At 66.8% G+C, this 8803-nt stretch carries 10 protein-coding genes; 3 read left to right on the top strand and 7 right to left on the bottom strand.

What is annotated here, in order from left to right:
- Positions 1 to 123: 123 nt before the first annotated feature.
- From ACYPYD_RS22700 to ACYPYD_RS22680, 5 genes are all read right to left on the bottom strand, one after another.
- Positions 124 to 501: a reverse transcriptase-like protein gene (locus ACYPYD_RS22700; protein WP_459665677.1), complete on the bottom strand. Its 378-nt coding sequence runs from the start codon at positions 499 to 501 to the stop codon at positions 124 to 126.
- Positions 501 to 926 (bottom strand): 23S rRNA (pseudouridine(1915)-N(3))-methyltransferase RlmH, encoded by a 426-nt coding sequence (locus ACYPYD_RS22695; protein WP_459665675.1) that lies wholly within the window; start codon positions 924 to 926, stop codon positions 501 to 503. The genes ACYPYD_RS22700 and ACYPYD_RS22695 overlap by 1 nt, the downstream gene beginning before the upstream one ends.
- Before the next feature lie 112 nt (positions 927 to 1038).
- Positions 1039 to 1440: a ribosome silencing factor gene (rsfS, locus tag ACYPYD_RS22690; RefSeq protein ID WP_008831383.1), complete on the bottom strand. Its 402-nt coding sequence runs from the start codon at positions 1438 to 1440 to the stop codon at positions 1039 to 1041.
- Between the two features lie 113 nt (positions 1441 to 1553).
- On the bottom strand, positions 1554 to 2264 hold the full coding sequence (locus ACYPYD_RS22685) for a nicotinate-nucleotide adenylyltransferase (RefSeq protein WP_459665674.1): 711 nt from the start codon (positions 2262 to 2264) through the stop codon (positions 1554 to 1556).
- Positions 2228 to 3517, bottom strand: a complete 1290-nt coding sequence (locus ACYPYD_RS22680) for a glutamate-5-semialdehyde dehydrogenase (protein ID WP_330702994.1) — start codon at positions 3515 to 3517, stop codon at positions 2228 to 2230. Before ACYPYD_RS22680 ends, ACYPYD_RS22685 begins: the two co-directional genes overlap by 37 nt.
- A 242-nt stretch (positions 3518 to 3759) precedes the next feature.
- On the opposite strand from ACYPYD_RS22680, the gene ACYPYD_RS22675 reads away from it, so the two are divergent.
- Positions 3760 to 4911 (top strand): M23 family metallopeptidase, encoded by a 1152-nt coding sequence (locus tag ACYPYD_RS22675; protein ID WP_459665672.1) that lies wholly within the window; start codon positions 3760 to 3762, stop codon positions 4909 to 4911.
- A 1-nt stretch (position 4912) separates the two neighbouring features.
- Positions 4913 to 5359 (top strand): bactofilin family protein, encoded by a 447-nt coding sequence (locus ACYPYD_RS22670; RefSeq protein WP_008831387.1) that lies wholly within the window; start codon positions 4913 to 4915, stop codon positions 5357 to 5359.
- Positions 5360 to 5528: 169 nt separating this feature from the next.
- Here ACYPYD_RS22670 and ACYPYD_RS22665 read toward each other — a convergent pair whose 3' ends face one another.
- Positions 5529 to 6236 carry a DUF1013 domain-containing protein gene (locus tag ACYPYD_RS22665; protein WP_008831388.1) on the bottom strand — a complete coding sequence of 236 codons (708 nt, stop codon included), beginning with the start codon at positions 6234 to 6236 and terminating at the stop codon, positions 5529 to 5531.
- Positions 6237 to 6435: 199 nt separating this feature from the next.
- Positions 6436 to 7437 (bottom strand): NAD(P)H-quinone oxidoreductase, encoded by a 1002-nt coding sequence (locus tag ACYPYD_RS22660; protein ID WP_459665670.1) that lies wholly within the window; start codon positions 7435 to 7437, stop codon positions 6436 to 6438.
- Positions 7438 to 7627: 190 nt separating this feature from the next.
- Here ACYPYD_RS22660 and ACYPYD_RS22655 point away from each other — a divergent pair, with 190 nt between their 5' ends.
- Positions 7628 to 8539, top strand: a complete 912-nt coding sequence (locus ACYPYD_RS22655) for an MlaA family lipoprotein (protein ID WP_459665669.1) — start codon at positions 7628 to 7630, stop codon at positions 8537 to 8539.
- The last annotated feature ends 264 nt before the right edge of the window (positions 8540 to 8803 follow it).

Below are 8803 nucleotides of genomic sequence, written 5' to 3'. Positions count from 1 at the left end.
GTTCCGCAGGAATGGGGAGGGGGACCGCCGACGAAGTCGGTGGTGGAAGGGGAGAAGACCCCTCCGTCGGCGCTTCGCGCTGCCACCTCCCCATTCCTGCGGAACAGGGAGGATAAAATGCCTTCACCTTGGATGGCGCGCGGCCAGCGCAATTCCGGCAAGGTTCTGCTCACGCTTGATCCACCGTATGCGCGCAGGACGAACCTGAGCCGCCAGCGCAAGGAAGCGCGCCGCGTGCCGCCCCGGGCCATGCCCGTCGCGCAAGGCCCGGTTGGCCTGACGCACAACCTCCACCGCATCGCCGATCAGCTCGACCTGTTCCAGCCCCTGCTCCCGGCAGAGTTCCAGTGCATGGATCAGCGCCAGCCACTCGGCATCGCTGTTGGTGCCGCAGCCGCAATCCTCGAAGACATGCGCCACCCCGCGGATCACCACGGCGACCTCGATGGGGCCGGGATTCGGGCGGCAGCCGCCGTCGAAGAAGACCTTCAGGCGCTTCATCAGCCCGAGCGGTGGTAGGGATGCCCCGCCAGGATCGCGGTGGCGCGCCACAGCTGTTCGGCGAGCATCGCGCGGACCATCAGGTGAGGCCAGGTCATGCGGCCGAAGCACAGAAGGTGGTCGGCCTGCGCCCGCGCCTCGTCACCGTGGCCGTCGGCGGCGCCGATCAGGAAGCGGCATTCGCGCACACCCTCGTCACGCCAGCAGCCGAGCAGCGCGGCGAACTCTTCCGAGCTCATCAGCTTGCCCCGCTCGTCGAGCAGGACTTCACGGACCGGGGTATGGGCGGGAGGAGGCACCTTGCCGCCGACATCGGGCAGCTCGCTGTGCCTGAACGGCCAGGTGATGCGCTTCGCGTAGCGATCCAGCATCTCACCCTCGGGCGAGCGGGCGATCTTTCCGCGAGCGATGATGTGCAGCAGCATGGGTTCAGGGTGCAATCAGGCCGGAACGCGGGGACGGAGCAGGACCCCCGCGTGATTTCCTTGCGATTTTCCGGTCACCGTCGCGACCGGAGGATCATCCTCTAGGCAGCGGTCAGGCTGCCCCGGACGGGCCGTCGAAGCCCCACATCCGCTCGAGGTTGTAGAACGTGCGCACTTCGGGACGGAACAGGTGGACGACCACGCTGCCCGCATCGACGAGCACCCAGTCGGCCGCCGGAAGGCCCTCGATACGCGGATGACCGAAGCCGTTCTGCTTCAGTCGCTCGCCAAGTTTCTGCGCCATGGACGCAACCTGGCGGGTCGAACGGCCCGAGGCGATCACCATGAAGTCGGCGATGCTCGATTTGCCGTCGAGGTCGATCGTCACCAGCTCCTGCGCCTGATCGTCGTCCAGCGACGAGAGCACGAGGTTCAGCAACGGATCATCGCTTTCGATCGTGACCGGAAGCGGGGTGGCGCCGGTTGATTCCGGCTGTAGTTCTGCCTGTGGCATCTTGGTTGGGTTCTGCTCCTTTCAAAACCGACCGGGCACGATGAAGGCCATCCTGCCGCGTTCGATCGTTTGCCGTGTAAGCCGGGTATGCGGGAAGATGGCCTGAAAGCCGATCATTCCGCCGTTCCGGGGATCAAGTGGTACGTGACCGCGTCACGCGAAGGTCGATCTGAGAACCTTCGTGCCCAGTCCGGATCGGCCTGGCGTATCGCCGTTGCCGACCGCGTATCGGGGTCGAATCGCAATGTCACCAGCGCGGGTGCGCTCCACTCTTCCGGACCGCGAAGACTGGTCAGGGGTCTCCGGAATTTCCCCAGCCAGGCCATCGCGGGGCTCGCGAGGGCAGCGCCATCATACCCCGGACGCGCGATTACCGCAATCGGCATGAGTCGGCACAGTGTCCGCCAGTCCTTCCAGCGGTGCAACTGGGCGAGGTTGTCCGCCCCCATCAGCCATACGAAGCGCCGTTTCGGGTAACGGTGAAGGAGTGCGCGGAGGGTGTCGACGGTGTATCGGGTGCCCAGTTCGCGCTCGATCGCGGTGGCCCGGATGCGGGCGCCCCGCGCCTGCTGCTGCGCCGAACGCATCCGCGCGGCCAGCGGGGCCATCCCGGCCTTGGGCTTGAGCGGATTGCCCGGCGAAACCAGCCACCACACTTCGTCGAGCGCAAGCGCCTCGATGGTGAACAGGGTGACGCGGCGGTGTCCACCGTGGGCCGGGTTGAAACTGCCGCCGAGCAGGCCCGTGACGGGGCCGGGGCGGGTTCGGGTCCGCCTCAGAACCAGATTCAGGGCCGGGCCTGCCCGGTTCCGCGCACCTGCCACTTGTAGGTGGTCAGGCCCTCCAGCGCGACGGGACCGCGTGCGTGCAGGCGGCCGGTGGCGATACCGATCTCCGCGCCGAGGCCGAACTCGCCGCCATCGGCGAACTGGCTGGACGCATTGACCATCACGATCGCGCTGTCGACTTCGGCAAGGAAGCGCTCGGCCGATTCCGCGTCCTCAGTGACGATCGCATCGGTGTGGTGCGAGGAATGCGCGGCGATGTGCTCCAGCGCCGGTTCGATGCCGTCGACCACGGCCACCGCCAGCACGGCGTCGAGGTATTCGGTGTCCCAGTCCTCCTCGCTGGCAGGCAGCACGCGCGGGTCGAGCGCCTGCGCACGGGCATCGCCGCGCAGTTCGCAGCCCGCGTCGAGCAGACCCGCGACCACCGATTCGCTCTCAGGGAACTGGGTGTCGAGCAGCAGCGTCTCCATCGCCCCGCAGATGCCGGTGCGGCGCATCTTGGCGTTGAGCGTCAGGTCGCGCGCCATCCCGGCATCGGCCGAGGCATGTACATAGGTGTGGCAGATGCCGTCGAGGTGGGCGAGCACGGGCACCCGCGCATCGGCCTGGACGCGCGCAACGAGGCTCTTGCCCCCGCGCGGCACGATCATGTCGATGAGGCCCGCCGCCGTCAGCATCGCGCCGACCACCGCGCGGTCCTGCGTCGGGACCAGCTGGATCGCCGCCTCGGGCAGACCCACGGTGGCGAGACCCTTGGCGAAGGCGGCACGGATCGCATGGTTGGAATGGATCGCCTCGCTGCCGCCGCGCAGCAGCACCGCGTTGCCCGAGCGCAGGCACAGCGCGGCAGCGTCGGCGGTGACGTTCGGGCGGCTTTCGTAGATGATGCCGATCAGGCCGATGGGAATGCGCACGCGCGACAGCTTGAGGCCGTTGGGGCGTTCGCTGGAAGCGATCACCTCGCCCACCGGGTCGGGCAGGCCCGCGACCTGATCGACCGCATCGGCGATCCCTGCCAGCCGCGCCGCATCGAGCCGCAGGCGGTCGAGCATCGCACCTGACAGTCCCTTAGCCTCGCCAGCCGCGATGTCCTTCGCGTTGGCTTCGAGAATTTCCCCTTCCGCCTCGCGCAGCGCCGTGGCGGCGGCGCGCAGGGCGGCGGCCTTATCGGCGTCCGTCAGCTTCGCCAGTACGCGCTGCGCGGCCCGGCCGTCGCGGGCCAGTTGCTCGACAAGCGCCTCGGGCGAAAGCGCTGCAGGTTCGGCGGTCAGGGTGCTCTGCAAGGTCATGGGCGCGGCCTATCATTCCAGCGTGCAGTTGTCACCGGAATGCAGCCGCCAAAATGCACGCATGCAATCGATTCGTATGTCGTCTCACGGTCGCGCCAAGGTAAGGTTCCTCGGCTCACCGCTATCTGTTTTCGACTCGCCCCGATTCCGCAGAGGTTCGGGCCAAGCCGATTCGCTTTGGTAACTACCGCCTGCTACCGGCGCGATCCGGGACTGAGACATAGATTTCAAGCGGGGTCGTTTTGCTTTCCAAGTCAACCGGGGCGTTCATCCAGCGCTTCAGGACGGCGTTCCCCGACCGCGAGTTCATCATGCGGTCGCAGGGACAGGTCCGTTTCATCCGCGTTTCCGCGCGGGCACAGAAGATCGCCGCAGGTGCGGCCGTCGGCGTGCTCGGCATGTGGGCCGCATCGGTCGGCGCTCTGGCGCTCTCGCAGGCATCCGTCGGCAGCGAAAGCGCTGCCCTCGCCGAGCGCGCGGCCAATGTCGCCAAGGCCGAGAAGAGCGTCGCGCAGTACCGCCGCAACGTCGATTCGGTCGCGTCCGACCTCGCCCGCCGACAGCAGTTCATCGAACAGATGGTCGATGCGCATATCCAGGAACTTCCCGAGGAGTCCGGAGATACCCGACCTACCGCGCAGACCGAAGCGACCGCGAAGAAAGTCAGCGCCGCCGTTCCCGGCGTCGGCAACCTTGCCGACATCGAGGCGAAGCAGCTGGCGCTGGTCGATCGTCTCACCCGCTACGCCGACCAGCGTTCGGACGCCGCGATGGCCTCGATCCGCAAGCTGGGGCTCAATCCCAATGCGATGATTTCGCGCGCGCGCATGGCCGAGGGTGGTCCGCTGGTGAAGCTGGCGACCGGGGCCGACGGCAGCGTCGATCCGCGCTTCCTGACGATGGGCAAGAGCCTTGCCCGCATGGACGCGCTGGAGAACGGCCTCGCCTCGATCCCGCAGGTGAGCCCGGCGCATGTCGCCTACGTTTCGTCCAGCTATGGCTATCGTTCGGACCCCTTCACCGGCGGCGCCGCGTTCCACGCGGGCCTCGACTTCCCGGGGCCGATGGGCTCGCCGATCTACGCCGCCGCCAAGGGGCGCGTCACGTTCGTCGGGCAGAAGTCCGGTTACGGCAACTGCATCGAGGTGACGCACGGCAACGGGCTGATGACCCGCTACGGGCACCTTTCCGGCTTCCGCACCCGCGTGGGTCAGGACGTCGATGCCGGGGCGCTGATCGGTGCAATGGGCAGCACCGGGCGCTCGACCGGCCCGCATCTCCACTTCGAGGTTCGCGTGAACGACCATCCGGTCAACCCGCGTCCGTTCCTCGAAGCGGCACGTCTTCAGGGGGCGAACAACAGCAGCAACAGGGGCCAGGAGGAGAACCACTGACATGGCCAAGGCCTTCATAAGCTCGCGTGCGAGCATCAACAGTTCGAGCTTCTCGATGCTGGGCGGCGACACCGTCATCAGCGGAGACATTTCGGCAAGCGCCGACCTGCACGTCGACGGCAGCGTCAACGGCGACATTTCCTGCAAGGCCCTGATCCAGGGCGAAGGCAGCGAGATCAACGGCGCGGTGCGGGCCGAATCGGTACGCGTCGCAGGACTCGTGCGCGGATCGGTTTCGGCGCGCGAAGTCGTGATCCTCAAGACCGCGCGGATCGAGGGCGACGTGTCCTACGACACGCTGACCATCGAGCAGGGCGCGCGCCTCGAAGGGCGCCTGTCGCCCAATGGCGGACAGATGCCGCCGTCGATCGCTCGCCTGCCCGCTTCGGCGCCGATCGAGGTCATCGCCGAGGAAGACGAAGAGGAGCTTTCGGCGGCGGCGGAGTGAGGGCTCAGCCGTGACCCTTCGACAAGCTCAGGGTGGGCGGAAGTAGTGTAAACCTCAAACCCCGCTCAGGCTGAGCTTGTCGAAGCCCCCCGAGAGCGGACACGAAAAAGGGGACATGGGATCAACTCCCATGTCCCCTTTTCGATTCAGCCGTCAGGCCAAAGCGAAGTTACTCGCCGCGCGCCTCGGCGGCTTCGGCAGCGCGCTTGGCTTCGAGCCAGGCGGCGACTTCGGCTTCCTGCGCGGCTTCCGACGCGGCCTGAACCTGCGCCTGACGCTCTGCGCGCAGTTCGTCGATCAGGGCCTGACGGTCATCGACCAGGCGCTCGTCACCCTCGCCGGTGTCCTGGATGCCCGCCTTCTTCGCGGCCTTGGCGACGAGGGCGTCCAGCTCGCGCTGCGAGCACAGGCCCAGCGTGACCGGGTCCTTGGGCGTGATGTTGGCGATGTTCCAGTGCGAACGGTCGCGGATCGCCGCGATGGTGTTGCGCGTGGTGCCGATCAGCTTGCCGATCTGCGCGTCCGAAACCTCGGGGTGGTTGCGCAGGATCCAGGCGATGCCGTCCGGCTTGTCCTGACGCTTCGACACCGGGGTGTAGCGCGGGCCCTTGGTACGGTTCTGCGCGAGCGGCACCTTGTGCATGCGCAGCTTGTAGTCAGGGTTGGCCTGCCCCTTCTCGATCTCTTCCATCGTCAGCTCGCCCGAGCGAACGGGGTCGCGGCCGGTATACTTGCTGGATGCCAGATCGTCGGCCATCGCCTGCACTTCGAGCATGTGCAGGCCGCAGAATTCTGCGATCTGCTCGAAAGTCAGCGAGGTAACATCGACCAGCCACGAGGCGGTCGCGTGCGGCATCAGCGGAGTGGGCTGGCTCATTCTCTATCTCCGGCGGAAACAATAAGGGCCGCCCCTTCGCGGAGCGGCCTCACGGTTTCGATTTAGGGAATTTTTGCCGAAGGAGCAAGCAAAAGGGGCCGAAAATTGCGTCATTCCGTCGATGCGTTTCACGTGAAACGCGCATTTCGTCATGATTTGACGGCACTCAAAGGCACCCAAGGGTACCATAAGTGCACCTTCACACCTCCAGCACGATCTTCCCGACGTGGTCTCCGGCCTCCATCCGCGCATGCGCGGCGGGGGCTTCGGCGAGCGGAAAGCGCGTGTCCATCACCGGGCGCAGCAGGCCTTCCTCGACCAGCGGCCAGGCGCATTCGAGGATCTCCTGCGCAACCGCTTCCTTGAACGCGTCCGTGCGCGGGCGCAGCGTCGAACCGGTCAGCGTGTAGCGCCGGGTCATGACCACCGCCATGTTGATCTCCGCCTTCGCGCCGCCCTGCACCGCGATGGTGACGTGGCGGCCATCGGGCGCGAGGCACTTGAGGTTGCGCGCGACGTAGCTGCCCGCGACCATGTCGAGCACCACGTCGACGCCGCGCCCTCCGGTAATCCGCGCGACTTCCTCGACGAAATCGGTGGCCTTGTAGTCGATCGCGTGATGCGCGCCGATCTTCAGTGCCGCCGCGCACTTGTCGGGCGAGCCGCAGGTGACGATCACCGTCAGCCCGAAGTGCCGCCCCAGCATCGCCGCCATCGTGCCGATGCCGCTGGTGCCGCCGTGGACGAGCAGCCACTCGCCCTCACGCGCCAGGCCGCGCTCGAAGACGTTGTGCCAAACGGTGAAAAGAGTTTCCGGCAGCGCCGCGGCTTCCGCAAGGGACAAGCCCTCGGGCACCGGCAGGCAGTGCCCGGCCTTGGCGATGCAGTACTGCGCATAGCCGCCACCCGAAACGAGCGCGCAGACTTCCTGGCCGGGAAGGAACTGGCTCACACCTTCGCCCAATGCCGCGATGGTGCCGGAAACCTCCAGCCCCGGGATCGGCGAGGCGCCCGGCGGCGGCGGATAATTGCCAAGCCGCTGCACCACGTCGGGGCGATTGACGCCCGCGAAGGCGACCTTGACCAGCACCTCGCCGGGGCCGGGCCGGGGCACCGTGACGGTTTCAGGGCGCAGGACTTCGGGGCCGCCGGGTGCATCGTAGCCAACGGCGGTCATGGTGACAGGAAGGTCAGCTAACATGAACCTCCCTGTGCCACAGGATGCGGGGGGTGGGGAACTCCCTTTCTTGGCCCTGCCTCCCGAAGCGGGACGGTGCCTGCGGCCGCACTGACAAAGTCTCTCGATTTTATGATGATAGTGGTGTTCACTCCACTTCGGGTCGCAGCCGTACCGTGCGGATGGGTTCATCAGAGGAAGTACGGAAGTGGGCGTGTCGACTATAGCTCTGTCCGTCCTGTTGGCGGGCGGCGGAGCCAACCTTCAGGATCACCCGGCGATCGGGACGCCAGGTGCGGTGACGACTCCCGTGCCGGAAGTGGCGGCGCAGCCTCTGCCGGACGTGGCGCCGACCATTCACGCTCCTGCCCCGCCTGCGGGAACGCCCCCGCCCGGCAGCGTGCCTGCGGCGGAGGACGAGAACGTCATCATCGTCAGTTCCAGCCCCCGCCAGATAGAGGCCGACCCCTTCTCGGGCGTCAATGCGGCCAGCTTTGCGGTGGTGGAGGCGGTGGACAAGGTGGTCGTCGCCCCGGTCGCGGGAACGTACGAGCGGATCGTGCCCAAGCCGATCCGCAACGGCCTGCGCAACTTCCTCATCAACATCGCGGAGCCGATCGTCTTCGTGAACTACCTGCTGCAGTTCAAGCCGGGCAAGGCGATGGAGACGGCAGGCCGCTTCGTCATCAACAGTACGGTCGGCGTCGCCGGTCTGTTCGACATGGCCAAACGCAAGCCGTTCCGCCTGCCTTACCGCGAGAACGGTTTCGCCAACACTTTCGCCTATCACGGCATCGGCAACGGGCCGTACCTGTTCGTGCCCGTTCTGGGTCCGACGACGGCGCGCGATCTGGTCGGACGCGTCCTCGACCTGTCGATCTTGCCCACGCTGTTCGGCAAGCCGTTCAACAAGCCGGTCTACGGGCTTTCCACCGGCATCGTGAAGTCGATGAACGACCGAGTCGCCTTCGACGAGCAGATCAAGGCCAATCGCGCCGCCGCCGACCCTTACGTGGCCACGCGCGATTTCTACCTCAAGCGTCGCCAGGCCGAAGTGGATGCACTGCACAGCCCGGAATACCGCGCGCGCAAGGGCATTGCGGAGCCGGGGGTGGACGGCAAGTAGTGGGTGGAGAGCGGGGCGCAAACACGGGGCGCCCGCTCAAACACGCCCGTCATCCCAGCGAAGGCTGGGACCGCTGGCCGTCGTGCTGAACGCTGCGGGCTGGGCGTATGCGGCAAGCACGCAACGTCCGCTCAAAAACGCTCGTCATCCCAGCGAAGGCTGGGACCGCTGGCCGTCATGCTGAACGCTGGCGTGCGGGGCTTTTGTGGCAAGTGGTTTGCGAACGACAGTGCGCAACAGGGTCATAGCGGTCCCAGCCTTCGC

Source organism: Novosphingobium sp. 11B (genome assembly GCF_054589055.1).
The sequence above is the reverse complement of the archived record's forward strand: the minus strand, read 5'-3'. Positions and strand labels throughout refer to the sequence as shown.